We start from the raw sequence: 26867 nt of genomic DNA, 5'->3' as shown, positions 1-26867 counted from the left end.
TCCTGAGCGGGAAATTCCTGCAGAGTGCCGTTGACCATGGACCTTGATGCGCTGCTGCTGTCGCGGATCCAGTTCGCCTTCACCATCTCGTTCCACATCATCTTCCCGGCCATCACCATCGGCCTGGCGAGTTACCTGACGGTCCTGGAAGGCGCCTGGCTGTACACCAAGCGCCGCGTCTACCTGGACCTGTACCAGTTCTGGATCAAGATATTCGCCGTCGCTTTCGGCATGGGCGTGGTGTCCGGGGTGGTGATGGCCTACCAGTTCGGCACCAACTGGAGCGAGTTCTCGCGCTTTGCCGGTGGCATCACCGGCCCGCTGCTGGCCTACGAGGTGTTGACAGCGTTCTTCCTGGAGGCCGGCTTCCTGGGCGTGATGCTGTTCGGGATGAAGCGCGTCGGCCCCGGCCTGCACATGTTCTCCACCGCCGCCGTGGCGGTGGGCACGTTGATCTCCTCGACCTGGATCATCGCCTCCAACAGCTGGATGCACACGCCGCAGGGCCACGAAATCATCGACGGCATCGTGGTGCCGGTGGACTGGGTGGCGGTGATCCTCAATCCGTCGTTCCCCTACCGGCTGACCCACATGGTGATCGCCGCCTTCCTGGCCACCGCGCTGCTGGTCGGTGCCAGCGCGGCCTGGCAGATGCTGCGCAGGCACGACAACCCGGCGGTGCGGACGATGTGGTCGATGGCCCTGTGGATGGTGCTGGCGACGGCGCCGCTGCAGGCGATCGTAGGCGACTTCCACGGCTTGAACACGCTTGAGCACCAGCCGGCAAAAATTGCCGCAATGGAGGGCCATTGGGAGAACACGCCGGGCGAAGGCGTGCCGCTGACCCTGTTCGCCATCCCGGACATGGAGCAGGAGCGCAACCGCTACGCGGTGAACATCCCGAACCTGGGCAGCCTGATCCTCACCCACAGCTGGGACGGGCAGTTCGCGGGGCTCAAGGAGTTCGTGCCCGAGGACCGGCCCAATTCGACGATCGTGTTCTGGACCTTCCGCGTCATGGTGGGATTGGGCCTGCTGATGATCGCGCTGGGCCTGTGGGGCGCGTGGAGCCGGCTTCGCGGCAAGCTGCACAGCTCGCGCGGCTTGATGCGTTTCGCACTCCTGATGGGTCCGGCCGGACTGGTCGCCATCCTCGCCGGCTGGTTCACCACCGAGATCGGCCGCCAGCCCTGGATCGTGCAGGGCCTGATGCGCACCTCCGAGGCGGTGTCGGAGCACGCCGCCGGGCAGGTGGGCCTCTCGCTGGCGATCTTCGTAGTGGTGTACTTCCTGCTGTTCGGAGCGGGTACCGTCTACATCCTGCGCATTATTGACAGGGGCCCGGAGCCCGGTGACGGCGACGCGCCGCCGGAAGGCGGTCCGGGCCTGCACAACCAACCGGGACGGCCGATGTCCGCCGCCAGCGGGCGCAGCGCAGACGGCGGTGACGCTGGCACCGGCGGGCGAACGCCCGAGCTGCAGCCGGTCGCCGCCAACCGTGGAGGGATGGCGTGATGGGTATCGACCTGCCGCTGATCTGGGGCGTGATCATCATCTTCTCGATCATGATGTACGTGGTCATGGACGGCTTCGACCTCGGCATCGGGATGCTGTTTCCGTTTTTTCCGCACAAGCATGACCGCGACGTCATGATGAACACCGTCGCGCCGATCTGGGACGGCAACGAGACCTGGCTGGTGATGGGCGGCGCCGGCCTGCTCGCCGCGTTCCCCTTGGCCTACGCGGTGGTTCTCAGCGCGCTCTACCTGCCGCTGATCTTCATGCTGGTGGCGCTGATTTTCCGCGGCGTGGCCTTCGAGTTCCGCTTCAAGGCAGAGGCCGGCAAGGAGCGCGCGTGGGACTGGGCGTTCATCGCCGGATCCTACGGCGCGACGTTCTTCCAAGGGGTCGTGCTGGGCGCGTTCATCAACGGGTTCGCGATGGATGGTGACCGCTTCGTCGGCGGGGCGTTCGACTGGTTCACCCCGTTCGCGATGTTCACCGGCGTGGGCCTGGTGGTCGCCTACATGCTGCTGGGCAGCACCTGGTTGCTGATCAAGACCGAAGGCGAGTTGCACGACGACCTGCGCCTGCGTACGCGGCACTGGGTCTGGGCACTGCTGGGCGCGATCGTCGTGGTGAGCATCTGGACCGCAATGTCGCAGCCGGCCATTGCCGAGCGCTGGTTCAGCATGCCCAATCTCCTGTTCTTCGCGCCGGTGCCGCTGCTGGTCGCGGCCGTGATGTTCTGGCTGATGCGGTCGCTGAGCGGCGAGTCGCATACCTCGCCGTTCCTGCTGACGCTTGCGCTGGTGTTCCTGGGCTACAGCGGGCTGGGCATCAGCATCTGGCCGAACATCCTGCCGCCCGACATCAGCTTCTGGGAGGCCGCCGGCCCGCCGCAGAGCCTGGGCTTCACCCTCGTGGGGGCCCTGCTGATCATTCCGATCATCCTGGGCTACACCGGGCTGGCGTACTGGGTATTCCGCGGCAAGGTGCGCGCCGGAGAGGGTTACCACTGATGATCGGCGGCGGCGACGATGCGTCGCGACGCCGCCAATGGGGCAAGCGGCTCGCGTGGCTGGTGCTGATCTGGTCGGCGAGCGTCGCGGCCCTGGCGCTGGTGGCGCTGCTGATCAAGCTGGTCATGCGCGCGGTCGGCATGACGACCTGAGGCAATCAGGCGCGGCGTTTGCCGGTCAGTTCCAGGTGCACTGCAGGAACCGCACCGGCGGCTCACTGCCCGGCGGTGGTTGCAGTTGCACGCGCGAATAGCGCAGGTCGCCATACGGCGACAGGACCTTGCAGATGCCATCGATCTGGCGGTCACTGGCACCGGCATCCAGCAGGGCGACCAGCGTGGACCGCGTCGCCCAGGATGCGCGCGCAATCCCCGGCAACCGCGCGACGGAGGCAGCGATGTCGCGGCGCTGCTCGTCCTCGGTGCCGGCGATCGCAGGCACTTCCGCCGGTGCGGGCGCGGGGGTGTTGCTCTCACTGTCGCCTGGCGCGAGCACTTCGGTCGGAATGGCGGCGCTGTCGCGCGCCGGGTCAACCACCGCCTCGGGGATCAGCTGCGACGCCAGTAACCCCACCAGCAGGGCGAGGATCCACGCCACGCCGGTGGCGCGAACCGTGCGGCGCCGCGAGCGCGCCAGGATGTCCTCGTGCAGGCTGGGTGGCAGCAGCGGACTGATCAACGGCCACAGGGTGGCCCCATCGATCAGCTCGATCCCTTGCGGGTGCTTGCGCACCTCGGGGTTGATCGTGCCCAGCGTGGCGACGATGCCGCCGCTGGCATTGCTGTCGCGCACCGCCGCTGCGAGCTGGCTGACGATGCCCGGTTCGACGCGGTAATCCACGCCCTGCTTGAAACTGAGCAGCCAGGTCTGTTCGCCGCGGTTGAGCAGGAGGTCGGCGTTCTGGCCGCGGTCGGCGTCGGGGGCCAGGCGGCTCGCGCTGAAGCCCTGGCTTTCCAGCGCCTCGATGACGAAGCGGGACGATTCGCGCCAGCGCATCGCGGCCAGCGCCTTCAGGCCCAGCGCGATGACCGTCGCCCGGTTGTGGACCAGCCAGAGCCACGCGCTGCCGGCCGTGCCCAGAATCAGCGCAATCAACAATGCGGTGGTCATCGGTGAAGCAGTCAGCATGGCGGATCTTCGGGCGCGAGCCGGAGCAGGTCGACCGGTCAATATACCCGGGGCAGACTTTGTCTCAGCTGAATCGCTTGTCCAGCACGCGGCGCAGTTCGGACTCGATCGGGGCCTTCATCGCGGCGAACAGGAACCCCAGAGCGGCGGTGACATGCAGCGCGGTGGGCAGTAGCTGGATTTTGCCCTCGATGCCCGAGCGGTCGAAATGCAGCGAGTCGCTGTCCCAGCGGCAGGTCACTCCGAAACGCTCGGTCAACTTGTCGGCGATCTCCTGCACGGCCGCGCGCGCCTGTTGCGGCTCCATGGTGTGCGGGTGACGGATATCGATATCGGGCATGCGGATCTCCATTGGCAGGTCCCAGTGTTGGGGACGGAAACGCCAGCCTCAAGTCGATGGCGTCCAGTGCCCAAGCGCGGGGCGCGCATGCTAGATTCCGCCGCAGTGAATATCCTACGACTGCGATTCGCCAAGGGTGAGCGGGACGACCTGGTGCTCGGCGCCGGCGTGCATGCTGTGGGCCAGGACGAGGAAGGGCGCCCCTGCCTGGTGGAGGACGCCCACGACGCCCGGTTGCAGGTATCGGTGGATCGCCGCGGGATCTGGTTGCAGTTGCGCGAGCACGCGCAAAGCATGCATGTAAACGGCCGTCCGGTGCGACGGATGGCGATGCTGCGCCCCGGCGACACGCTGCACATGGACGGGGTGGACCTGGTGCTGGTCGGCTCGCGGCCGGGCGCGGTGCCGTCCCGGCATGAGCCCAACCCGCCCAAGGCACGCGCGGTCCTGCGCGCACTCGGCGGCACCCATCATGGCCGGTGCTTCGACGTCGACCGCCCGTGCTCCGTGGGCAGCCAGGCCGACGCAGGAGTGCATATCGCCGAGCCGGGCATGCCGGCCGAGCATTCCGTGCTCGAACCGCACGCCGACGGCGTCAGCATCCGGACCGTGGATCCGGCGGCAACCATCGAGGTCAACGGGCACCGGCTTACCGAGGGGCTTCTCCTGGCCGGGGACCAGGTGGTGTTCAACGCCAGCCACCGCTTCGCGCTGGAGGCGCCGCGTGTGCCAACCGGCCCGGCACAGCCGCTGCCGGAAGTGCTGGTTGCGCCGCCAGTGGCACACACACCGCGTCGATCACCGCTGGTGCATTCGCTGCGGCGGATCCCGTGGCTGCTGCTCGCGGCGCTGCTGATGGCCGGCGCGCTGGCGTTGCTGCTGCTTTACGGGGCGCGCTGAGCAACCGCCAGCCGGCGGTCTTTACATCGTGCTGCAGTGCGGCATACCGTGGGGGTCACGCCCCACTGGATCGCCCCCATGTCCCGTCCGTACAACTTCAGCGCCGGCCCTGCAGCCCTTCCCGAAGCCGTCCTCGAGCAAGCCCGCGAGGAGTTGCTGGACTGGAACGGCGCCGGCGCATCGGTGCTGGAGCTGAGCCATCGGGGTCCGGAATTCATGCGTGCCGCGGAGAAGGCCGAGGCGGACCTGCGCACATTGCTGTCGGTGCCCGATGACTACGCGGTCCTGTTCCTGCAGGGCGGGGCAACCACCCAGCAGGCGCTGATACCGCTCAATTTCGCCGCAGCCGGGCAGCCCGCCGACTACGTGCTGACCGGCCACTGGGGCGCGACCGCCATCAAGCAGGCCCAAGCCTGTGTCGACGCCCGCGTGGCGGCCGATACCGCCGATGGCGGCTATCGGGGTTTGCCCGCGCGCGCGGACTGGTCGCTGTCGAAAGATGCGGCGTACGTGCACTACACCGCCAACGAGACGATCCACGGCGTCGAGTTCGACCACATTCCCGAGGTCGGCGAGGTGCCGCTGATCGGTGATTTCAGTTCCAGCATCGCGTCCGGCCCGCTGGATGTCTCCCGCTTCGGGGTCATCTACGCCGGCGCGCAGAAAAACCTCGGGCCGGTCGGCCTGACGGTGGTGATCATCCGCCGCGACCTGCTGACGCGCGCCGGCCAGGCGCGCGCGCCGATCCTGGATTACGCGGCGCACGAGCGCGCCGGCTCCATGCTCAACACGCCGCCCACCTTCAATTGGTACCTGGCCGGACTGATGTTCCAGTGGATGCTGGAAGAGGGCGGGGTGCAGGAATTTGCCCGGCGCAGCGCGGTCAAGTCGCAATTGCTGTACGCGGCGATCGACGGGTCCGGCGGGTTCTATCGCAACACCGTCGAGCGCAGTGCGCGTTCGCGGATGAACGTCGTGTTCTCCTTGCACGACGACAACCTGGATGCGCGTTTTCTCGAACAGGCCCGCGCGGCGGGGCTGATCTCGCTGAAGGGCCACCGCGTGCTGGGCGGCATGCGCGCATCGATCTACAACGCGATGCCGGTCTCCGGTGCGCAGGCATTGGCCGAGTTCATGGCTGACTTCCAGCAGAGGAACGGCTGATGGCCGCGAAGGGCAAGCCGCCTGCGAAGAACGCGGGCCGGGACGTGGTGCCCAAAAAGCCGCCCGCCCCGAAACTTGCCGAACTGCGCGAGCGCGTCGACGGCATCGATCGCAGCATCCAGGACCTGATCGCCGAGCGCGCGCGCTTCGCCAGCCAGATCGGCAAGGCCAAGGGCCCGCTGGCGGCGGCCATCGACTACTACCGCCCCGAGCGTGAGGCCCAGGTGCTGCGGCGGGTGGTCGACCGCAACGAGGGCCCGCTGGAGGGCGAGGTGCTGGTGCGCGTGTTCCGCGAGATCATGTCGGCCTGCCTGGCCCAGCAGGAGCCGCTGAAGATCGGCTTCCTCGGTCCGGCCGGCACCCATTCGGAGCAGGCGGCGTACAAGCACTTCGGTCACTCCGTCCTCGGCTTGCCACTGGGCAGCATCGAGGAGGTGTTCGGCGAGGTGGAATCCGGCGCAGCCGACTTCGGCGTGGTGCCGGTGGAGAACTCCACCCAGGGCACGATCCAGTCCACCCTGGACACCTTCCTGGGCACCGACGTCAAGATCTGTGGCGAGGTGGAGCTGCGCGTACACCAGCACCTGCTCTCGCGCAGCGGCCGCTTCGAGGACATCGAGCGTGTGTACTCGCATCCGCAGTCCTTCGCCCAGTGCAAAGCCTGGTTGCGCCAGCACCTGCCCGACGCCGAGAAGATTCCCTTGGCGAGCAATGCCGAGGCGGCCCGTCGCGCCCGCAACGCCGACGACGCCGCGGCGATCGCCGGACTCAGCGCGGCGAATGTCTATGGCCTGAAATCGGTGGCCGGCCCGATCGAGGACCGGCCCGACAACACCACCCGCTTCCTGGTGCTCGGGCGCGAGCTGTTCCCGGCCTCGGGCAATGACCGCACCTCGCTGCTGATCTTCATCAAGGACCAGCCGGGCGCACTTTTCCAGGTGCTGGCGCCGTTCGCGCGCCACGGCTTGAGCATGAACCGGATCGAATCGCGGCCCGGCCACGGCGGACGCTGGCAGTACGCGTTCTTCGTCGATGTCGGCGGGCACATCGAGCAGGAAGCGATGCGCCTGGCGCTGGCGGAGGTCGATGAGTTCGCCGAACAGGTGCGCGTGCTGGGTTCCTACCCGGTCGCGATCGTATGAGTGAGGCGGTGCGGCAGGACTGGCTCGCGGGCAAGGGGACAGCGCTGCATGGCAACCTGCGCGTGCCCGGCGACAAGTCCATTTCCCATCGCGCGGTGATGCTGGGGGCGCTGGCGGAAGGCATCACGCAGATCCACGGTTTTCTCGAGGGCGAGGACACCCGGGCCACGGCGCGGATATTCACCCAACTCGGCGTCCGCATCGATACCCCGGCGCCGACGGTCTGCGTGGTCCACGGCGTCGGCCTGCATGGCCTGCGCGGCACCGATGAAATGCTTGATTGCGGCAACGCCGGCACCGGCATGCGGCTCTTGGCGGGCGTGCTGGCCGGGCAGGCGTTCGACAGCGTCCTCGTGGGCGATGCGTCGCTGACAAAGCGTCCGATGCGCCGTGTCACCGATCCGCTCACGGCAATGGGCGCGCGGATCGACACCGGCGAGGGCGGCACGCCGCCGCTGCGTGTGCACGCCAGTACAGGTCTGCAGGGCATCGACTATGCGTTGCCCGTTGCCAGCGCGCAGGTGAAATCCGCCGTGCTGCTGGCGGGCCTGTACGCCGAGGGCGAGACCGTCGTGCGCGAGCCGCACCCGACGCGTGACTACACCGAGCGGATGCTGGCCACCTTCGGCTGGCCGGTGGAGACCGCACCTGGCGTCGTCCGCCTAAGCGGCGGGCACCGCCTGCGCGCGGCCCGCGTCGACGTACCCGCCGATTTTTCCTCGGCAGCCTTCTTCATTGTTGCCGCAACGATCATTCCGGGGTCCGAGCTGCGACTGGAGGCGGTCGGCATCAATCCGCGCCGTACCGGCCTGCTGCAGGTCCTGCGCCTGATGGGCGCCGACATCCGCGAAGCGAACCGCCGCGACGACGGCGGCGAGCCGGTTGCTGACCTGCTGGTCCGCCACGCGCCGCTGCACGGCATCGAAGTGCCGTCTGCGCTGGTGGCGGACATGATCGACGAGTTCCCGATCCTGTTCGTCGCCGCCGCCTGCGCCAGCGGGCGCACGGTGGTCCGCGACGCCGCCGAGCTGCGGGTCAAGGAGTCCGACCGCATTGCGACCATGGCGACCGGCCTGCGCACGCTCGGCATCAGCGTTCAGGAGACGCCCGACGGCGCCGTCATTGAAGGCGGGCGACTGGGCGGCGGCAGCATCGACACCCACGATGACCACCGCATCGCGATGAGCTTTGCGGTCGCCGCGCAGCGCGCTTCGGGGGAGGTCCGCATTAACGACATCGCGACCGTCGCGACGTCATTCCCGGGATTTGTCGAACTGGCGCGGGGCGCGGGAATGACCATCGACGCGATTGCCGGGCCGCCCGCGCTGTAGTGCCCACACCGTCCTGCCGGATCGACCGACACCCGCATCGCTGTCTTTGAGCAGGACGGCAAAACCCTTGCCTCGCGCTATGCTCCGGCGATGCTGAGCTTCACTCCCGTCGCCCTCGCGAGCCTTGCCTGGCTTGGACTGATGTTCGGCGCCGCGCTGTATGCCGAGCGGCGTCCGGCGCTGTTTGCCGGTCACTGGCGACACGTCTATGCACTGTCTCTGGCGGTGCACTGCACCTCGTGGACCTTCTACGGCACGGTCACCCAGGCGGCGCGCTACGGCTGGCCGCTGCCGCCGACCTTCCTCGGCGCGATCCTGCTCTACGTGCTGGCCGTGGGCTTCATGATCAAGCTGGTGCGGCTCGCCCGCGAGACCAACGCGACCTCCATCGCCGACCTGATCGCCACGCGCCTGGGCAAGGACGCGTGGCTGGCCGCCACCGTCACGCTGGTCGCTGCGCTCGGACTGATCCCCTATATCGCGCTGCAGCTGAAAGCGGTGGCGATGAGTTTCGCGATGCTGACCGCGCGCGATGCGGGGCTGGCGACGCCGCCGTGGCAGGACAGCGCCCTGTACGTCGCACTGGCGATGGCGGTGTTTGCGATGCTGTTCGGCACCCGGCGTGCGAGCGCGACCGAGCACAACCGCGGCCTGGTGCTCGCGATGGCATTCGAGTCGGTATTCAAGCTGGGCGCGATGCTCGCCATCGGCGCGTTTGTCTGGCTGGGTCTGGACACGAACGCGGGCGTCTCGCTGCAGGCCCCGTTGCAGTCGATACCGACCTTGCCTGCGGCGCCGTCCGCCGGATTCCTCCCGCTGGTCCTGCTGGGCGCGCTGGCGATGTTCATCATGCCGCACCAGTTCCATATCGGAGTGGTCGAGTGCCGCGACGAGCGCGACGTGCGCACCGCGCGCTGGCAGTTTCCGCTGTACCTGGTCCTGATCGCGTTGCCGGTCCTGCCACTGGCCACCGCCGGTGCGGCCTTGCTCGGCGACTCGGTGCCCTCCGACATGTATGTGTTGGCGCTGCCCTTGTCGCAGGGCCACGAGGGCCTGGCGCTGTTCGCGTTCCTCGGCGGCTTGAGCGCCGCCACCGGCATGGTCGTGGTCAGCACCCTGACGCTGGGACTGATGATCGGCAACCACTGGTTCGCGCCAGGGCTGCTGCGTGGCGCCTGGTCGCGCAACGACGGCAGCGACCTGCGCGGCAGCGTGTTGATGCTGAGGCGGTTCGGCATCGTCGCCATCATGCTGCTGGCCTGGGCATACAGCCGCTTGGTCGGCGGCAATGAGGCGCTGGCTGACGTCGGCGCGGTGTCGTTCTCGGCGCTGGCGACGCTTGCGCCCGCGCTGGGTTTCGCGGTGTGGCGGCCGCAGACGCCGCCGCGGGCAGCCGTGATCGGCGTGGTCGTCGGGTTTGCGGCGTGGGCTTGGGTGCTGTTGCTGCCGATGGTGTTCGAGGTGGTCGGGCATGGCCCCGCATGGCTGGAGTCGGGGCCGCTGGGCCTGCGCATGCTGTCGCCGGACGGCCTGTTAGGCCTGACCGGCTGGAGCCGGCTGGGACGCGCGGTCGGTGTCAGTCTTTTCCTTGGCACGCTGGCCACGGTGCTCGGCTGGACCTGGAGCTGGCGTCGCGACACGCCAAGGCGCAGTTACCGCGGCATGGATGCGCAAAGCCTGCGCGACGCGGGCATGCGGTTCCTGCCGCGCAACCGTGTCCAGCAACTGCTGCAGAAGGCCGCTGCCACGGGCCCGGTGCCAGCGGCGGTGGAGGCGGGCATCGAGCGCGAGTTGGCGGCGGTACTCGGCTCCGCATCGGCGCGCGTGCTGCTGGATGCCGCGCGCAGCGAGAGCGGGCGCGGGCTGGACACCGTGGCGGCGATCGTGGGCGAGGCGTCGGCGGACCTGCGCTTCAACCAGCGTGTCTTGGAAGCCGCGCTGCACAACATGAGCCAGGGCATCAGCGTGGTGGATGCGCAGCTTCGGCTGGTGGCCTGGAACCGGCGCTACGCCGAGTTGTTCCAGTATCCCGCCGAGTTGCTGCAGGTGGGCCGACCGATCGCGGACCTGTCGCGCTGGGCGATGATGCAGGGCGCACCTCCTGCAGGCGGGCTGGAGCGCGCGCTGGAGCGGCGGCTCGCGTTCATGCGCGCCGGTTCACCGCACCTCACCGAACGCATCCTCGCCGACGGCAGCATCCTGGAGATCCGTGGCAACCCCATGCCCGGTGGCGGCTTCGTGGCGACCTTCACCGACGTCACTGATTTCCGCCGGGCGGAGGCCGCGTTGCTGCAGGCCAACGAGACCCTGGAGCAGCGCGTCATCGAGCGCACCGCCGACCTGCAGATCGCCACGCGGGAGGCCGAGCGCGCGAATGACGCGAAGAGCCGGTTCCTTGCCGCGATCGGCCACGACCTGATGCAACCGCTGCACGCCGCGCAGCTGTTCACCGATGCGATGTCGGTGCAGGCCGCCGACGATGCACAGCGCGCGATGCTCGCCCAGATCGGCGGCGCCCTGGACTCGACCGGCGACCTGCTCACCGGCCTGCTGGAGATGTCGCGCCTGGAGGCGGGCGGCCTGGTGCCGGAGCCGCGGGCCTTTGCACTGGCCGAAGTGCTCGAGCCGCTGGCTTCGGAATTCAGTGCCATCGCCGCTGCGCGCGGACTTGGATTCCGTTTCGTGCCGACCCGGGCGTGGGTGCACAGCGACCCACAACTGCTGCGGCGCGCACTGCAGAACTTCCTTGCCAACGCGGTGCGTTACACCACCAGCGGTCGAGTGTTGTTGGGCGTACGCCGCCGCGGCGACCGCCTGCGTATCGAGGTCCATGACACCGGCCCCGGCATCGAAGCAGGCATGCAGCAGGCCATTTTCGAGGAATTCCGGCGCGGCATCGACGCACCCGGGCAGGGCCTCGGGCTGGGGCTGTCGATCGCCGATCGCATTGCCCACCTGCTCGAGGCTCCGCTGACCCTGCGCAGCCGCCCGGGGCAGGGCACGATGTTCGCGATGCAGGTTGAGCGCGTTGAGGCGCGGCTGCCGGCCGTCGCCAGCGCGCCGCGCGGTCTTGCCGGCCTGCGCGTGCTGCTGGTCGACAACGATGCGCAGGCGCTCGCGGCACTGGCCGCTATCCTGCGCGGATGGGGTTGCGAGGTGTTGACGGCGGCGAACCGCGAGGGTGCGCGCCGACACCTCGCGCGCGAACCGGCCGCACTGTGGCTGTTCGATTACCACCTCGACGACGGCGACACAGGGGTGGCGCTGGCCGAAGCGCTGGCCGTCGAACACGGCGCCCGGCCGACCCTGATCCTCAGTGCCGATACCGGCCACGTGGTCCGACGCGCCGTGCTCGACGCGGGGCAGTCGTTGCTGTCCAAGCCGCTCAAGCCACTCGCGCTGAAGTCCGTGCTGGACCGGATGCTGGCCGCGAGTGCGCTGCGCGGGGAGGTGGTGGCTGTCGAGGACGACTGAGCGCGATCCGCTCAGTCTGCGACTACCCGGGCCGGATCGACGAGTTCCAGGCTCCTCAGGATCACCCCCGCCTGGGTGCGGTTGCGCACGCCCAGACGCTCGAAGATGGCCGACAGGTGCGCCTTGACCGTGCGTTCCTGGACCGCGAGGCGGTCGGCGATCTGCTTGTTCAACAGACCTTCGGCAACGAAGCTGAGCACGCGGAACTGCTGTGGCGACAGGCTGGCAAGCCGCGCCGCCAACTCGGCATCGCTCGGCGAGCTGCGGGTGTGGGAGACCGAGGCGCGCAGCGCCGGCGGCAACCACTGCTCGCACGCCAGCACGGCGCGGATGGCGTCGCGAAGCTCGTCCAGTCCCGAGCTCTTGGGCAGATAACCGGCCGCGCCGTGGTCCAGCGCCCGCCGGATCACGCGCGGGTCATCGTTGGCCGACACGACCACCACCGCGACACCCGGGTACTGCGCGCGGATCGCCGCCAGGCCGGCGAGGCCGTGATTGCCGGGCATGTGCAGGTCCAGCAGGATCAGGTCGATGTCCGGCTCCGTCTCCAGCAGCGCCAGCACGGTCGGCAGCGAGTCGGCTTCGTGCACGGTCAGGTCGGCCACCGCATCCGCCGCGGCGCCGCGCAATGCGGCCCGGAACAGCGGGTGGTCGTCGGCGATCAGGAGGGAAGGCATCCGCGCCAGATTAGCAACTGCGCGGGCCGGGGGCGTGGTACGAAAGTACGATGAGCGGGCTGCTCCGGTCTTGCTACTGTCGGTGCATGAAAACTTCCCTGCTTGCCGTCGCCCTGTCTGCCGTCCTGTCCGTCGCCGCCGGCTGCGCGACCACGCCCAATCCAGGAGACACCGCCATGGCAGCGACCGCTTTCGGCCCGGTGCGTGTCACCGAGCACCGCGGCAACGATGACCTGCTCACCGCCGGCCTGGGTCTGGACGGCTTGCGCGCCATGACCGCACCGGCGTTCGCCGACCCGGAAAGCCCCACGGCCGCGGAAGTGCGCCGGCGCGCCGTCTGGAGCAACTGGCGCGGCATCGCGGATCTCGCGCCGGGAGGCGGCTATGCGGAGCTTTACGGCAGCGTCGCGCCATCGCCCGGCCGGGAGTTCCAGACGCTTGCGCGGCTGCCGGGCGCGAAGCAACCACACCGCGTGCTGGTGCAGGTGCCCGACAACTTTGACCAGCAGGCGCGCTGCGTCGTGCTGGCGCCCGCCTCCGGGTCGCGCGGTGTCCTCGGCGCGATTGCCGTCGCCGGTCCGTGGGCGCTGCCCAGGGGCTGCGCGATCGCGTACACCGACAAGGGCGCCGGTAGCGATTACTACGACCTTGACGCCGGGCTCGGGCTGCAACTGGACGGCACCATCGGTGGGCCGGACGCCGCTCTGGCATTCCAGCCGGAGCAGGCGCCGGCCACGGGCGTCGCCTTCAAACATGCGCATTCCGGCGACAACCCGGAGGCGCACTGGGGCGAGCACGTGCGCCAGTCAGCTGAATTCGCGTTGCAGGTGCTTACCGAAGCGTTCCCGGACGCCGCCCCCTACCGCTTCGACAACACCCGCGTTATAGCGGTCGGCATCTCCAATGGCGGCGGCGCCGTGTTGCAGGCGGCCCAGTCGGCGTCCGCGGGCGACTGGCTGGATGCGGTCGTCGCGGCGGAACCGAATGTGACGGTCGCCGGCGCGCGCCCCATCTACGACTACACCACCGAGGCGGCGCTGCTGATGCCGTGTGCACTACCCGCGCTGGGAATCCCGGCGATGCCGACCGCCGACGCGCAGTGTGCGGCGATGGCAACGGCGGGGGTGATCCAGGGCGACACCCTGGGCGAGCAGCAGCAGTCCGCCTATCAGGCCCTGCGTGCCAACGGCTGGACCGACGAGGCGCTTCGCGCGGGCTCGATCAGCGTTGCCTTCGACCTGTGGCGTTCGGTCGCGGTGACCTACGCCTCGGCCTACGGCCGCTTCCCGGCCGGAGCACATCCGTGCGGCTACTCCTTCTCGGCGGTGACCAAAGACGGAGCGCCCCGTCCGGCGACCGCGACCGAGCGCGCCGCGTGGTCATCGGAGGCGGCAGGGATACCGCCGGGCGCGGGTGTTGGCATCGTCGCACCAGCGATCGACCCGGCCAATCCGACGGCAGGCCTGCAGTGTCTGCGTGCGCTGTGGGACGGGCAGGGTGCGGATGCCGATCGCGTGCGCCATGGCATCAGTGAATTGCAGGTTGCCCCGCCTGCCGCCGGACTGCCGGTGATGGTGATCCACGGCCTCGACGATGGACTGATTCCGCCCGCGTTTACCAGCACGCCGTATGTCGCGGCCGCCCGAAGCGCCGGCGCGGACGTGCACCACTGGCAGGTGCGGAACGTGCAGCACTTCGACGCCTTCCTTGGCGTGCCCGTGTACGCCGGGATCTACCTGCCGCTGTTGCCCTATGTGTACGAGGCGCTGGACCTCACGTGGGCGCACCTGGAGAACGGTGCGCCGATGCCGGCCGATGCGGTCATCGCGACCACGCCGCGCGGTGCGGACAAGCCCCTGCAGGCCGGGCACCTGGCGATCCCGCGCTGAGCGACGGGATCGACGACCATCAGTTCAACACCTGCAGGCCAACAATGGTCGCCAGTACCGCAGCGATGATCGCGACGCTGCCGTCGCTGCGGCGGTAGCCGTAGTCGTAGCGGTTGCCATAGCCGCCCTGGTATCCGCGCTGGAGAAGGTTCGACACGCGATCTCTGCGCGCGAGCCTGGGATTCCGCCCGCGCGCTCTGCCGCGGGCGGGATGTTTCGGAGACGTCCTCCGGGACGTGTCCGGTTCGACACCAGGACGTCGTATCAGGGAGAGCGCATCAGCCCGATGCCGGCGCACGCCTGCGTCGCCGATGGCCGCATGCGGCAGCGGGACCCAGTGATTACCCGGGCGGGACGCCCGACAGGGGAGTGCAATGAAAGCAACACGTTTACTGTTTATCGCCTTGCTAGCGCTGCTTCACAGCGGTTGCGCAACCGTGAGCCAGGGCGACTGCCTGAGCGGCAACTGGTCGCGTATCGGCTATGACGACGGTGTCGCCGGTTATCCGTCATCCCGCCTGGGCAACCACGAGCAGGCGTGCGCGGCGTACGGGGTGGGCGTGGATGCCCGCACCTACCTGGAGGCGCGCGAGCGTGGGCTGGAGGTCTACTGCACGCCTTATCGCGGCTTCACTGCGGCGGCCAACGGCCGCAACTACGCCGGCGTATGCCCGGGCCACCTGGAACCCGGCTTCCTGGCCGGGTTTGGCGACGGCCGCTTCGTCCACGACGCCAAGCAGCGCCTCGATGATGTGAGTTCGGACGTGGGCTCGATCGAATACCGCATCCGCAAGGCCGACAAGGACATCGGCAAAGCGCAGAAGCGACTCGACCGCGCCGAAAGCGATGATGAGCGGAAACGCCTGCGCAGGGAAATCAGCGATCTGCGCGCCGACATCCGGCGTGCCGACGAGGATTTGAGGCACGCCCGTCGCCGCGAGGATATGGCCCGGCGCGACCTGGACCATGTCAGCCGTCGCTTCGCCCCGATCTACGGGCACTGGTAAGACGCCGGACGGACTGATAGCGCCGCGCCCGCGCAGGAAAAAAGGTCGCGACGCAAAAGAAAAAGGCACCCGTCAGGGTGCCTTTTTCTGTCAACGTTCCGGCAACTCAGCTGCCGCTGCGCGACCCACCCCGGCCACTGCCGGGACGGCCGCCGCCGCGCGGCCCACCGGGTCGCGGGCCACCTGGACCGGCGCGGCGGCCGGCCGGTTTGCCGGCGCCGGGCTTGCCGGCCGGCCGGTTGCCGCCGGGTCCGCGCGGCTTGTCGCCGTAGGGGTTGAAGCCGCCCGGGTTGGCGTGGTCGGACGGAAAGCTGGGTGCGCCGTCGGGGTGCCCGTACGGCGGGCGCGGTCCACGCGCCTGGCCGCCCGCAGGCGCCCGGCCCTTGTAGCCCCCGGCCGGCTTGTTGCCGTAGGGCTTTTTCGGGCCACGGCTGTCGGCGTTGCGATGCCCGCTGGGGCCGGTATTGACGCCATCGGGCACGTACCAGGTGCGGAACGCCGCGGGATTGCCGTCGGGCAGCGGCTGCTGTCCCTTGGGTGCGCGCTGCTTGTAGGGCCGCTGCGACTGCTTGGCGGCGGCCTCGCCGCTCACGGTCAGTCCGCCGTGGCGCTTGGGCGCGCCGCGGCCGCGGCCGCGATCCTCGCGCACGTTGTCGAAGCGACGCAGTTCGCGCCCCTCATCAGCGCTGGTGACGTGGCCACCGACATAGCCCGGGCTCTGCGCCCGACCGGTCAGGTTGATGGTGGAACGGGCCGCCTTGCGCTGGCCGATCACCGGCAGCAGGGTCAGCGCGGACGGCGTGCCGTCCTCCAGACCCAACTCCTTGCGCAGGGCGTCCACCCGCTCGGTCGGCATTTCGATGGACTGGCCGCGGAGCAGTTCGCGCGGCAGGTCGACCGAGCCGTACTTGATCCGCTTCAGGCGGCTGACCTGGCAGCCCTGGGACTCCCACAAGCGGCGTACTTCGCGGTTGCGGCCTTCCTTGACCACCACCCGGAACCAGTCGTGCGAGTCCGCACCGCCGATCCGCTCGACATCGTCAAATCTGGCCGGGCCGTCCTCCAGCGACACCCCGCGCTTGAGCCGCGAGACGACCGCATCCTCCACCCGCTCCTCGCCTTCGGGCGCCCGCACCCGGCACACGTACTCGCGCGACACTTCGTGCGAGGGGTGCATCAGGGTGTTGGCCAACTCACCGTCGGTGGTCAGCATCAGCAGGCCGGTGGTGTTGATGTCCAGCCGGCCCACGGCAATCCAGCGCGAGCCTTTCAGGGCGGGCAGGGCGTCGAAAATGGTCGGGCGACCCTCGGGATCCTCCCGCGTGGTGACCTCGCCTTCGGGCTTGTTGTACAACAGCACGCGCGACGGCTCGGTCAGGGCGCTGGCAACAAATTGCCGGCCATCCAGTTCCACCTTGTCGCCGCTGCCGATGGAGACGCCGACCTGGGCCACCTCGCCGTTGACCTTGACCAGGCCGTCGGCGATGCGCTGCTCCAGCGCCCGGCGCGAGCCCAGCCCGGCCTGGGCCAGGACCTTGTGCAGGCGCTCCTGCAGGCGCGGGGTCGCGGTGCCGGCGTCGTCCTTGCCGTGCTTGAGGGAAAGCTTGCTGCGTGTTTCTTCAGTCATTTGGGTAACTCCGACGAGGCCTCTTCGGCATCGTCATCTTCGAGTGATCCGCGGCGTTCCATCGTCTCGATGGCGTCGTCCGCGGTGTTGGAATCGTCGGCCGGCTGTTCCCGTGCGGGAACGTCGACGGCGTCGGCATCGTTCTGGTCCAGCGCCGGGTCGGTGGCAATGCCACCGGCAGCGATGGATCCGGGTGCTTCAGGGGTATCGCGAGGTTCGAACTGCAGTTGCGGTTCCAGCTCGCCGATTTCCCCCAGTTCCGCCAATGGCGGCAGTTCATCCAGGCGTTTCAGGCCGAAATAGTCGAGGAACGTGCGGGTCGTGCCCAGCAGCGCGGGCTTGCCCGGCACATCGCGGTGCCCGACCACGCGGATCCACTCGCGCTCCTCCAGCGAACGGATGATATTGCTGCTGACCGACACGCCGCGGACCTGCTCGATCTCCCCCCGGGTGATCGGCTGGCGGTAGGCGATCAGCGCCAGCGTTTCCAGGGTGGCGCGGGTGTAGCGCGTCTGGCGTTCGGTCCACAGGCGGGCGACCCAGGGATGCACGTCGGCGCGGACCTGGTAGCGGTATCCCGATGCCAGCTCCACCAGTTCGACGCCGCGTCCTTCGCAGTCATCCTGCAGGGCCTGCAGCGCCCGCGCAACGTCGCCGGCGGGCATCGGCTGCTCGTCGTCGCCGGCGAGCAAATCGCCCAGTTGGGCAGCGCTCACCGGCTGGTGGGCGGCCAGCAGGATGGCTTCGATGATGCGTTTGGTCAGGGTCTGGTCCATGCAGCGTGTCGTTGTGTGGTTGGTGCCGTGCGCTCAGGGCGCGTCGTCGTTGGCGGCGTCGTCGAATTCGCTGCTGAGCTGGATCTCTTCGGGCGCGGTGCCAATGGCCAGTGATCTGATGTAGATCGGTGCCAGCGGCGCCTCCTGCACGATGTCCACCAGTTGTTCCTTGGCCAGGGTGAGGATGCCCAGGAAGCTCACCACCACCCCGATCCGCCCCTCGCTGGCCTCGAACAGCGACTCGAAGGGGTGGAACTCGCCGTCATCGAGCCGGGCCAGCAGTTCGCCCATGCGCTGGCGGACACTGAGGGCATCGCGCTTGATCGCGTGCTGGGTATACAGCTCGGCGCGCTTGAACACGTCGTGCAGCGCCAACAGCATCTCGCGCAGATCGACCTCGGGCGGAAGCCTCACCGCGGCGCGATCCGGGACGAAGGCCTGCGCCGGAACCGTGTCGCGATCCTGCCGGGGCAGCGCATCGATGTCCTGCGCGGCTTTCTTGAAGCGTTCGTACTCCTGCAATCGACGGACCAGCTCCGCGCGTGGATCCTCCTCGTCGTCCTCTTCCGACACCGACCGCGGCAGCAGCATCCGCGACTTGATCTCGGCCAGGATCGCGGCCATCACCAGGTATTCGGCTGCCAGTTCGAAGCGCAGGTGATGCATGGCCTGGATGTAATCGACGTACTGGCGGGTGATCTCCGCGACCGGGATGTCGAGGATCTCCAGGTTCTGCCGGCGGATCAGGTAGAGCAGCAGGTCCAGCGGGCCTTCGAATGCATCCAGGATGACTTCCAGCGCATCGGGCGGAATGTAGAGGTCCTGCGGAATCTGCAGCACCGGTTGCCCGTGCACCATCGCCAGTGGCATTTCCTGCTGTCGCGGCGACAGCCGTGCCGGGATCTCCCCGTGCAGTGGCGGAGTGGCCTGGCCTGGATCGGACACGTTGTCATCGGACGCGTTGTCATCGGTCGCGACGGGCGCGTAAACGTTTGTCATGCGGTGCCGGCCCCTCCGGGCCGTGGCGCTGCGTTGTTGCGGTTGCGTCGGAACATCACGACTCGATCAGGGGCGCGCTGGACACGGAAGGCGTCAGAGGCCCGGCACCGGACCGGACTACTGCCTGGCGGCGGCAGGAATACGGCCCAGCCATCGTCGGGTTGCGACGATGATCACGCGATGTTGGACATGCAGCAGTAAAACCCGATCTGCTGACAGTTGAATCGATCTGGGATGAACACCGCTGTGGCAGACGCGGCCATGGCATCGCGAAGATCGTTACGGCGGCAGGGCCGTAAGAGACGCGACGTCTTTATCCAACTCAGGTTCCGAACAGGTTACGGGCTGCACCGGGCGCTGTCCAGCGTTGCGCCGCGAGGACGTGCGGAGCGTGGGGCGCGTGTAGGGGTTGGCCTACAATCGTTGATTGGCTTGTCGGCTGGAAATGAAACCATGCTCTACGTGATCGAGGGATACGACGGCGAGGACGTGCTGGCATTGCGCGGCAAGGCGCGGCCGGCGCACCTGGCCAGGCTGGAGGCATTGCGCGACGCCGGCCGGTTGCTGCTGGCTGGCCCATGCCCTGCGATTGACGCCGAGGACCCGGGCCCGGCCGGCTTCAGTGGCAGCCTGGTGGTGGCCGAATTCGAGTCCCTCGAAGCCGCGCGCGAGTGGGCCGATGCCGACCCCTACGTGGACGCGGGCGTGTACGAGCGCACCGAGGTCCGGCCATTCCGCCGGGTCCTGCCGTGACCGGCGGCCTGCCGCGCGAGCAGCGCGTGCCGGCGATCCGCGCGGCCATCGAAGCTGCGTTGGCGCCGGTCTCCGTGTCCGTCGAGGATGACAGCGCCCGCCATGCCGGCCATGCCGGCGCCCGCGACGGACGCGGCCACTTCAATGTCGAGGTCGTCAGCGACGCGTTCCGCGGGCTCGCTCCGCTGGCGCGGCACCGGCTGGTGTACGAGGCCGTCGGCGCGATGATGGAAACCGACATCCACGCGCTGTCGATTGTCGCCCGCACGCCGGACGAAGCGGGCTAGCCCGGCCGGCCCTGCGGGCACCGTCCAGCGACCGCTATACTCGCGGGCGGCTGCTGGTTTGCCGGCTTCCTGACATCCACCGCAGCGCCGCATGCGGCGCGCAATGAGGCTCCCGCGACGCATGCGTCTGTCAACGATCAAGCTGTCGGGCTTCAAGTCCTTCGTCGATCCCACCACCCTGCATCTGCCGACCAACATGACCGCGGTCGTGGGGCCGAACGGCTGTGGCAAGTCGAACATCATCGACGCGGTGCGCTGGGTGATGGGCGAGAGTTCGGCCAGCCGCCTGCGCGGTGACTCGCTGACCGACGTGATCTTCGCCGGATCGTCGACCCGAAAGCCGGTCTCCCAGGCCACCGTCGAGCTGGTGTTCGACAACTCCGACCACACCATCACCGGCGAGTACGGCGCATTCGACGAGATCTCGGTCAAGCGGCTGGTCAGTCGCGACGGAGCCAGCCAGTATTACCTCAATGGCGCCAAATGCCGTCGCCGGGACATCACCGACCTGTTCCTGGGGACCGGCCTGGGACCGCGCAGCTACTCGATCATCGAGCAGGGGATGATCAGCCAGATCATCGAGGCGCGGCCGGAGGACCTGCGGGTCTATCTGGAAGAGGCGGCCGGCATCTCCAAGTACAAGGAGCGCCGCAGGGAGACGGAGACCCGCATCCGCCATACCCGCGAGAACCTCGACCGGCTCAGCGACCTGCGTGACGAAGTCGGCAAGCAGCTCGGCCACCTGAACCGCCAGGCGCGGCAGGCCGAGCAGTACCAGGCCATCCAGGAGGATCGCCGGATCCGCGACGCGGAATGGAAGGCGCTGGAGCACCGTGCGCTGGATCGCAAGCTGACCGGCCAGCGCGAAAAGCTGGCGCAGCAGGAGACCCGCCTGCAGCAATTGATCGCCGAGCAGCGCGAGGCCGAGCGCGAGATCGAGACCGGCCGCGTACGCCGCGAGGAAGCTGCCGAGGCGCTGAACAAGGCGCAGGCCGACAGTTACGAGGTCGGCGGCGCGCTCGCGCGCATCGAGCAGCAGATCCAGCACCAGCGCGAGATGGCCGAGCGCCTGCTGAAGGCCCGCGACGAGGCCCGCCACCAGCTGGCCGAGGTCGCCGAGCACATCGGCAACGACCAGTCACGGCTGGAGGTGCTGAGCGCGGCGCTGGAAGTGGACGAGCCCCGCCTGGAGGAATTGCGCGAGCAGGATCTGGATCGTCAGGAAGCGCTGCGCGCGGCCGAGGCGGCGCTGTCATCGTGGCAGCAGCGCTGGGACGACCACAGTCGCGCGCAATCCGAGGCGACCCGCTCGGCGGAGGTCGAGCGCACCCGGATCGAGCATCTGGAGCGGCAGGCGATGGACGCCGAGCGTCGCCGGCAGGCCCTGCAGTCCGAGCGCGAGGGACTGGACCTGACCACGCTAGCCGAGGCCTTCGCCGAGCTGGAAGAACAGCACGAGACCCACAAGGTCTCGCTGGACAGCCTTGGCGACGTGCTGGAGCTGCGAAAAAGCGGTGTCGATACGCTGCAAGAGCAACAGCGCGAAGCGCAGTCGGCATTGGCGGACGTGCGCAAGCAGGCGCAGGGTGCGCGCGGCCGCTTGTCCTCGCTGGAGACGCTGCAGAACGCCGCATTGGGGCAGGAGGACGGCGCCGCGCTGGGATGGCTGAAGGCGCGTGGCCTGGACTCCGCGGTCCGCGTCGGCGAGGCGCTGGTGGTGGAGGAGGGCTGGGAAGACGCCGTCGAGACCGCGCTGGGCCAGATCATCGAAGGCGCCCTGGTGGACTCGCCAGAAGCGCTGGTGGATGCGATCGGCGAGCTGGACCACGGCCGCCTGGCGCTGGTGGCCTCGGTCGAGGCGCCGGTCGACTGCGCGCCCACCTCGCTGGCCAGCAAGGTACGGGGTCCGGCCGCCGTGCGACGCCTGCTGGTGCCGCTGCACGCGGCCGACGACCTGTCCGCCGCGCGCGCCCTGCTGCCGGCGCTGGCCGATGGCGAGTCGGTGATCACCCGCAATGGCGAGCGCCTGGGCAGCGGCTGGGTGCGCGTGCTGCGCTCGGGCGCGGTCAAGCAGGGCGCGCTGCTGCGCGAGAAGGAGATCCATGCGCTGCGCAGCCAGATCGAGACGCTGCAGGAGCGCGAGCACGAACTCGAAGCCAGCCTGACCCGGCTGCGCGAACAGAATCTGGCCGCCGAGCAGCAGCGCGAGGAAGCGCAGCGCGCCCTCCACGTCGCCCATCGCAGCGTCGCGGAGCTGGCCGGCCGGCTGCACAGCCAGCAGGGGCGGCTGGACTCGGCCCGCAGCCGGATCGAGCGCATCGATGCCGAGATCGCCCAACTGACCGAATCCGCGCAACTGCTCACCGGGCAGGCGCGCGAGGCCCGCACCCGCCAGGAAGAGGCGGTCATGCGCATGACCGAGCTGGAAGACGCCCGCCTGGCGCTGGACAGCGACCGCCGCCGCCTCGGCGAGGCGCGCGACCAGGCCCGCAACATGGCCCGCGAATCCCGCGACGCCGCGCATGCACTGGCCCTGACCCTGGAATCGCACCGCGCCCAGATCGCCTCGCTGACCCAGGCCCTGCAGCGAATGAGCGGCCAGCGCGGCCAGCTGGACACGCGCCTGGTGGAGATTTCCAGCCAGCTCACCGACGGCTCCAGCCCGGTGGATGAGCTGGAGCAGCAGCGCCAGGCCGCGCTGGAGCGGCGGGTGCAGGCGGGTGAGGTCCTCAGCGCGGCCCGCAGCGCGCTGGACGGAATCGACCAGGAGCTTCGCCGCTTCGAGCAGGTCCGCCAGCAACGCGACGAGCAGGCGCTCGCCCAGCGCGAAGGCATCGGTCAGCGCCGGCTCGAGCAGCAGGCCCTGGTGTTGAAGGCCGAATCGCTGGTGGAGGCGATCAGCGAGGCGGGTTTCGTGCTCGACGACGTGGTCAACACCCTGACCGACGAGATGGAGCCGGCGGCGTGGGAACGCACCGTGCAGGAGCTGGACGCCAAATTGCGCCGGCTCGAACCGGTCAACCTGGCCGCCATCGCCGAACACGCGGAAGCCAGCCAGCGCAAGGAGTACCTCGACGCGCAGGACGCCGACCTGTGCACCGCGCTGGAAACCCTGGAAGACGCGATCCGCAAGATCGACCGCGAAACCCGCGGCCGCTTCAAGGAGACGTTCGACCGCGTCAATGCCGGCGTGCAGGCCCTGTATCCGCGCCTGTTCGGCGGCGGCCACGCGTATCTGGAGCTCACCGGCGACGATCTGCTCGACACCGGCGTGGCGATCATGGCCCGCCCGCCGGGCAAGCGCGTATCCAACATCTCGCTGCTGTCGGGCGGCGAGAAGGCGATGACCGCGGTCGCGCTGGTGTTCGCGATCTTCCAGCTCAATCCGGCGCCGTTCTGCCTGCTCGACGAGGTCGACGCGCCGCTGGACGAAGCCAATGTCGGCCGGCTCGCGGCGATGGTCAGCGAGATGAGTGAACAGGTACAGTTCCTGTTCGTGAGCCATAACAAGGCGACGATGGAAGCCGCACAGCAACTGGCCGGCGTGACGATGCGCGAGCCCGGTGTCAGCCGCCTGGTGAGCGTAGACCTCACCGAGGCGACGCGCCTGGTGGGCGCCGCCTGAATCGCGGGCGTCGGATCGTCGTGTCACCACGGCGTTCCCGGCGTCCACCCATGCAATAAACGGAGTACCAAAGCTGATGTCGGACGAAACCCTGTTGCGGATCGGAATCCTGATCGCCGGGCTGTTTGTGGTCGGCGCGATCCTGTTTTTTGGCCGGCCACGCAAGCCGGGACAGGGCCGCCGCGTTGCGCGCGCCGCCGACGGCAGCGGGTCCAGGCGTGAGCCGACCCTGGGCGAGCAGCTTGAGGACGAGGCAGCCGCAGACACGGGTGCTTCCGGCGAGGATCCGACCGCGCAGGCGGAGCTGGACCTGTTTGAACGCAGTCTCGACGGCAGCGCGAGCACCGAGCTCGGCAAGCGCGTCAGCGACGAATTCGACAAGATCGTGACGGTCTACCTGGCCGCCCGCGCCGGCGAGAAGCTGCACGGCCCGGACATCGTCGTGGCGGCGGAAAAGGCCGGTCTGGTCTACGGGCACATGGGCGTCTACCACCGCCTGATCGAGCAGCAGCCCGAGCGCGGGCCGGTGTTCAGCGTGGCCAACATCGTCAAGCCGGGCAACTTCGACATGGCCACCATCCAGGAACTGGAAACCCCGGCGATCGCCTTCTTCCTGACCCTGCCGGCGCCGGTCGCCGCGTTGGATGCGTGGGAGGCCATGCTGCCGACCGCGGAGCGGATGGCCGAACTGCTCGGCGGCCTGTTGCTGGACGAGCAGCGCAACAACCTGGGTCGCCAGCGCATCGGCCACATCCGCGACGAACTGCGGGCCTATGACCGCGAGCGCGAAGCGCCGCCGTTGAGCAAGCCCAGCCGCTGGTAGCAGGTCCCGATGTCCGCGCCCGATCCCGCCGCCCGCGTGGCCGAGCTGTGCCGCCAGCTCGACGACGCCAGCTACCGCTATTACGTCCTCGACGATGCGGCGATTCCGGACGCCGAGTACGACCGCCTGCTGCGTGAGCTGGAGGGCCTGGAGGCGGCCCATCCCGAACTGGCCAGCGCGGATTCCCCGACCCAGCGCGTCGGCGCGCCGCCGTCGGGTGCCTTCGCCAGCGTCACTCACGCCATTCCCATGCTCTCGCTGGGCAACGCCTTCAGCGACGACGAGGTGGCCGATTTCGTCCAGCGCATCGAGCAGCGGCTGGAGCGCAGCGACCCGGTGTTTTCGGTGGAGCCCAAGCTGGACGGCCTGGCCATCAGCCTGCGCTATGAGGATGGCCGCTTCGTGCAGGGCGCGACCCGCGGCGACGGCGCCACCGGCGAGGACGTCACTGCCAACCTGCGCACGGTCAAGGCGATCCCGCTGACACTGCGGGGGACGGATTGGCCGGCGGTGCTGGAGGTCCGCGGCGAGGTGTACATGCCGCTGGCGGGCTTCCATCGCTACAACGAGCGCATGCGCGCCGAGGGTGGCAAGCCGCTGGCCAACCCGCGCAACGGCGCCGCCGGGTCGCTGCGCCAGCTGGACCCGCGCATCACCGCGCGCCGGCCGCTGGCGTTCTACGCCTACGCGGTCGGGCTGGTGGAAGGCGCCGAGCTGCCGCCGACGCACTCGGCGACGCTGCGGCAACTGCGCGACTGGGGATTCCCGGTCAGCGCGGAAAGCCGCGTCGCCACCGGCCTGGACGGGCTTCTGGCGTACTACCGCGATATTGGCGAACGTCGCGACCGCTTGGCCTTCGACATCGACGGCGTGGTCTACAAGCTGGACGACTACGCCGGGCAGCTGGAACTGGGTTTTGTCTCGCGCGCCCCGCGCTGGGCGCTGGCGCACAAGTTCCCGGCCCAGGAGCAGTCCACGGTACTGGAGGCCATCGAGGTCAACATCGGTCGCACCGGTGCGGCGACGCCGCTGGCCCGGCTCACGCCAGTGCAGGTCGGCGGCGTCGAGGTCAGCCGGGCGACCCTGCACAATGCCGACCAGGTGGCCCGGCTGGACGTCCGCGTCGGCGACACGGTGATCGTGCGTCGCGCCGGCGACGTGATTCCCGAGATCGTGCGCGTGGTGCCCGGCATGCGCGCGCCGGATGCGCAGCCCTGGCAGATGCCAACCGTGTGCCCGGTGTGCGGCTCCGATCTCGCGCGCGAGGAGGGCGGGGTGGTCTGGCGCTGCTCGGGCGAACTGGTCTGCCCGGCCCAGCGCAAGGAAGCCATCGAGCATTTCGCCTCACGCCGGGCCATGGACATTGACGGGCTGGGCGAGCGCTACGTCGAGGACCTGGTGGATTTCGGCTACGTCACTTCCGTGGCCGACCTGTACACGCTGAGCCTGGACGACCTGCTGGAGATGAAGCGCCGCGGCGACGAGCGCGATGGCACGACGCCGGACACCGTCAGGGCGGGCAAGGTCGCGACCCGCTGGGCGGAGAACCTGATCGCGGCCATCCAGGGCAGCCGCAGGACGACCCTGGCGCGCTACCTGTTCGGCCTTGGCATCCAGCACGTCGGCGAGAGCACCGCCAAGGCGCTGGCGGAGTGGTTCGGCGATCTGGCGGTGATCCGGAGGCTGCCGTGGCCGCTGTTCAAGCGGGTGCCCGACATCGGCTCGGAGGTGGCCCATTCGATCGGCCAGTTCTTCGACCAGCCGGGAAACCAGAAGGTCATCGACGAGCTGCTGGCTGGCGGCGTCGAAATTGCTGACGCCCGGCCGCCGTCCGCGCAATTGCGGGGCGCACTCGGGCTGGCCGACCTGCTGGTGGACCTGGAGATCCCGAAGCTCACCCGCCTGCGCGCCGAGCAACTGGCGGGCGTCTTTGCCGACGCGTCCGCGCTGCTGGACGCGCCCGTGCACCGCTTCATCGCCGCCGGCCTGCCCAATGACACCGCCTCGGCGCTGGAGACCTGGCTGGAGGATGCGGAAAACGCCAGCCTGCTGGCGCGGTGCGGGAAAGCGATCGCTGCGCTGGAGAAGCTGATCCCGGAGGTGGATGAAAGCACCGCCGGCCCGCTGGAAGGTCGCACCGTCGTGCTCACCGGGACCTTGACCGCGATGACGCGCGACGAGGCGAAATCGCGCCTGGAAGCGCTGGGCGCGAGGGCGGCCGGCAGCGTGTCGAAGAAGACCGGGTTCGTGGTCGCCGGCGAGGCGGCCGGGTCCAAGCTGGCCAAGGCCGAGGAGCTCGGCATCGAGATCTGGGACGAGGCGAAGCTGCTGGCCTTCCTCGGCAAGCACGAGTGAACGCCCCGCACCCCGCTGGCGATCCGGCCGCAGACTGGGCGCCGCAAG

At 69.1% G+C, this 26867-nt stretch carries 21 protein-coding genes and 1 pseudogene; 15 read left to right on the top strand and 7 right to left on the bottom strand.

What is annotated here, in order from left to right; genetic code table 11:
* The first annotated feature begins 30 nt into the window (after positions 1-30).
* Genes INQ40_RS07705 through INQ40_RS07695 form a run of 3 tightly spaced genes read left to right on the top strand, consistent with a single transcriptional unit; the run spans position 31 to position 2674 of the window.
* Complete coding sequence (locus INQ40_RS07705; protein ID WP_345776516.1) at positions 31-1515, top strand: cytochrome ubiquinol oxidase subunit I; 1485 nt, start codon at positions 31-33, stop codon at positions 1513-1515.
* A complete protein-coding gene (cydB, locus tag INQ40_RS07700) occupies positions 1515-2522 on the top strand; it encodes a cytochrome d ubiquinol oxidase subunit II (protein WP_194339973.1) in 1008 nt (335 codons plus the stop codon). Before INQ40_RS07705 ends, cydB begins: the two co-directional genes overlap by 1 nt.
* Positions 2522-2674: a DUF2474 family protein gene (locus INQ40_RS07695; protein ID WP_194339972.1), complete on the top strand. Its 153-nt coding sequence runs from the start codon at positions 2522-2524 to the stop codon at positions 2672-2674. Before cydB ends, INQ40_RS07695 begins: the two co-directional genes overlap by 1 nt.
* Before the next feature lie 25 nt (positions 2675-2699).
* On the opposite strand, the gene INQ40_RS07690 is transcribed toward INQ40_RS07695, so the two are convergent.
* Together INQ40_RS07690 and INQ40_RS07685 are read right to left on the bottom strand one after the other, a co-directional pair.
* Positions 2700-3650 carry a restriction endonuclease gene (locus INQ40_RS07690; RefSeq protein WP_194339971.1) on the bottom strand — a complete coding sequence of 317 codons (951 nt, stop codon included), beginning with the start codon at positions 3648-3650 and terminating at the stop codon, positions 2700-2702.
* A 64-nt stretch (positions 3651-3714) separates the two neighbouring features.
* Positions 3715-3990: a polyhydroxyalkanoic acid system family protein gene (locus INQ40_RS07685; protein WP_194339970.1), complete on the bottom strand. Its 276-nt coding sequence runs from the start codon at positions 3988-3990 to the stop codon at positions 3715-3717.
* Positions 3991-4095: 105 nt separating this feature from the next.
* Between INQ40_RS07685 and INQ40_RS07680 the strand changes: the two genes are divergently transcribed.
* From INQ40_RS07680 to INQ40_RS07660, 5 genes are all read left to right on the top strand, one after another.
* A complete protein-coding gene (locus INQ40_RS07680) occupies positions 4096-4890 on the top strand; it encodes an FHA domain-containing protein (RefSeq protein WP_194339969.1) in 795 nt (264 codons plus the stop codon).
* A gap of 78 nt (positions 4891-4968) precedes the next feature.
* Positions 4969-6054 (top strand): 3-phosphoserine/phosphohydroxythreonine transaminase, encoded by a 1086-nt coding sequence (gene serC / locus INQ40_RS07675; protein ID WP_194339968.1) that lies wholly within the window; start codon positions 4969-4971, stop codon positions 6052-6054.
* Positions 6054-7196 (top strand): prephenate dehydratase, encoded by a 1143-nt coding sequence (gene pheA, locus INQ40_RS07670; RefSeq protein WP_194339967.1) that lies wholly within the window; start codon positions 6054-6056, stop codon positions 7194-7196. The genes serC and pheA overlap by 1 nt, the downstream gene beginning before the upstream one ends.
* Positions 7193-8527, top strand: coding sequence for a 3-phosphoshikimate 1-carboxyvinyltransferase (aroA, locus tag INQ40_RS07665; protein WP_194339966.1), 1335 nt, complete (start codon positions 7193-7195; stop codon positions 8525-8527). Before pheA ends, aroA begins: the two co-directional genes overlap by 4 nt.
* A gap of 90 nt (positions 8528-8617) precedes the next feature.
* Positions 8618-12001, top strand: a complete 3384-nt coding sequence (locus INQ40_RS07660) for a PAS-domain containing protein (RefSeq protein ID WP_194339965.1) — start codon at positions 8618-8620, stop codon at positions 11999-12001.
* Positions 12002-12012: 11 nt separating this feature from the next.
* Here INQ40_RS07660 and INQ40_RS07655 read toward each other — a convergent pair whose 3' ends face one another.
* The gene (locus INQ40_RS07655; protein WP_194339964.1) at positions 12013-12678 is read right to left on the bottom strand and encodes a response regulator transcription factor; all 666 of its coding nucleotides are present in this window, start codon (positions 12676-12678) and stop codon (positions 12013-12015) included.
* A 176-nt stretch (positions 12679-12854) separates the two neighbouring features.
* Here INQ40_RS07655 and INQ40_RS07650 point away from each other — a divergent pair, with 176 nt between their 5' ends.
* A complete protein-coding gene (locus tag INQ40_RS07650) occupies positions 12855-14567 on the top strand; it encodes a 3-hydroxybutyrate oligomer hydrolase family protein (RefSeq protein WP_194342477.1) in 1713 nt (570 codons plus the stop codon).
* A gap of 19 nt (positions 14568-14586) precedes the next feature.
* Here INQ40_RS07650 and INQ40_RS07645 read toward each other — a convergent pair whose 3' ends face one another.
* Positions 14587-14724 carry a hypothetical protein gene (locus tag INQ40_RS07645; protein ID WP_194339963.1) on the bottom strand — a complete coding sequence of 46 codons (138 nt, stop codon included), beginning with the start codon at positions 14722-14724 and terminating at the stop codon, positions 14587-14589.
* A gap of 280 nt (positions 14725-15004) precedes the next feature.
* Between INQ40_RS07645 and INQ40_RS07640 the strand changes: the two genes are divergently transcribed.
* Positions 15005-15574 carry a DUF2799 domain-containing protein gene (locus INQ40_RS07640; RefSeq protein ID WP_194339962.1) on the top strand — a complete coding sequence of 190 codons (570 nt, stop codon included), beginning with the start codon at positions 15005-15007 and terminating at the stop codon, positions 15572-15574.
* A 106-nt stretch (positions 15575-15680) separates the two neighbouring features.
* Here INQ40_RS07640 and INQ40_RS07635 read toward each other — a convergent pair whose 3' ends face one another.
* From INQ40_RS07635 to INQ40_RS07625, 3 genes and pseudogenes are all read right to left on the bottom strand, one after another.
* Positions 15681-17201, bottom strand: a complete 1521-nt coding sequence (locus INQ40_RS07635; RefSeq protein WP_194339961.1) for a pseudouridine synthase — start codon at positions 17199-17201, stop codon at positions 15681-15683.
* A gap of 131 nt (positions 17202-17332) precedes the next feature.
* A pseudogene (scpB, locus tag INQ40_RS07630) lies at positions 17333-17977 on the bottom strand (SMC-Scp complex subunit ScpB); the annotation flags it as partial.
* A gap of 33 nt (positions 17978-18010) precedes the next feature.
* Positions 18011-18976 (bottom strand): ScpA family protein, encoded by a 966-nt coding sequence (locus tag INQ40_RS07625; protein WP_194339959.1) that lies wholly within the window; start codon positions 18974-18976, stop codon positions 18011-18013.
* A gap of 453 nt (positions 18977-19429) precedes the next feature.
* Between INQ40_RS07625 and INQ40_RS07620 the strand changes: the two genes are divergently transcribed.
* The 5 genes from INQ40_RS07620 (at position 19430) to ligA (ending at position 26819) form a co-directional block, all read left to right on the top strand.
* Complete coding sequence (locus INQ40_RS07620; RefSeq protein ID WP_194339958.1) at positions 19430-19729, top strand: YciI family protein; 300 nt, start codon at positions 19430-19432, stop codon at positions 19727-19729.
* Positions 19726-20016 carry a BolA family protein gene (locus tag INQ40_RS07615; protein WP_228481958.1) on the top strand — a complete coding sequence of 97 codons (291 nt, stop codon included), beginning with the start codon at positions 19726-19728 and terminating at the stop codon, positions 20014-20016. The genes INQ40_RS07620 and INQ40_RS07615 overlap by 4 nt, the downstream gene beginning before the upstream one ends.
* Positions 20017-20137: 121 nt before the next feature.
* The gene (smc, locus tag INQ40_RS07610; protein ID WP_194339957.1) at positions 20138-23641 is read left to right on the top strand and encodes a chromosome segregation protein SMC; all 3504 of its coding nucleotides are present in this window, start codon (positions 20138-20140) and stop codon (positions 23639-23641) included.
* Between the two features lie 76 nt (positions 23642-23717).
* A complete protein-coding gene (zipA, locus tag INQ40_RS07605; protein WP_194339956.1) occupies positions 23718-24464 on the top strand; it encodes a cell division protein ZipA in 747 nt (248 codons plus the stop codon).
* A gap of 9 nt (positions 24465-24473) precedes the next feature.
* Entirely contained in the window at positions 24474-26819 is a 2346-nt protein-coding gene (gene ligA, locus INQ40_RS07600; protein ID WP_194339955.1) for an NAD-dependent DNA ligase LigA, read from the top strand.
* The last annotated feature ends 48 nt before the right edge of the window (positions 26820-26867 follow it).

It is taken from the genome of Lysobacter sp. H21R4, from assembly GCF_015277535.1.
In the GTDB taxonomy this organism is placed as follows: domain Bacteria; phylum Pseudomonadota; class Gammaproteobacteria; order Xanthomonadales; family Xanthomonadaceae; genus Novilysobacter; species Novilysobacter ciconiae.
This window is presented reverse-complemented; position numbering and strand designations above follow the sequence as displayed.